This is a genomic window from Mangrovicoccus sp. HB161399, assembly GCF_013184745.1.
Classification (GTDB): Bacteria; Pseudomonadota; Alphaproteobacteria; order Rhodobacterales; family Rhodobacteraceae; genus Mangrovicoccus.
On record NZ_JAATVU010000305.1, the window covers coordinates 1 to 600 of the forward strand.

General features: G+C 71.5%; 1 protein-coding gene. It reads left to right on the forward strand.

Features of this window, described 5'->3' with window-relative positions; all coding sequences use genetic code 11:
• Window positions 1–50 precede the first annotated feature (50 nt).
• Window positions 51–356: a hypothetical protein gene (locus HCC78_RS33040; RefSeq protein ID WP_172332880.1), complete on the forward strand. Its 306-nt coding sequence runs from the start codon at window positions 51–53 to the stop codon at window positions 354–356.
• The last annotated feature ends 244 nt before the right edge of the window (window positions 357–600 follow it).

Sequence of the window (600 nt, forward strand, 5' to 3'; positions counted from 1 at the left end):
GCCACCCCGCAAGATTTGTCCAATTCCATAGGCAACGGAGGTATCGCAACATGATCGCCATCCCCGCCAGCGACCGCGCCTTCGCGCTGCGCCGCTCCCGCCTGATCATGAACGGCAGCCATCCGGTCGAGGTCCGCGACCAGGCGATCAAGGTCCTCTGGGACTATGATCCGCGCTACGTGAAGAACACCTATGCCGAGCACCTGACGCTCGCCTGCGACGCCCGCGCGCCCGCGCTGGTGCGCGCCTCGGCGATCGACTGGCTCATTGCCCACACCGCCAGCACCGACCAGCTGGGCCAGCGCAGGCTGGACCTGATCCGCGCCGGGCTGATGACGGTCGGCGAGCCGGATTGACGGAGTTCCGCGGCTGAGGGGTCGGCCGCGGAGAGCGCGCCCCCGGGTCTTTCTCCTCCCTGGCCCGGGGCGCGCAGCAGGATACCGGGCGACCACAAGCCCGGAGCGCATGCGGCCCCATGCAGGAAACCGGAGCCCGCCGCATGCGCCACAAGACACCCGGCCGCCACCAGCCCGCCCCTGGCCCGGGTTGGCCCCGCCGCTTCCACAAGGCGGCGGGGCCGCACAGACCGCTCCGGCGGGG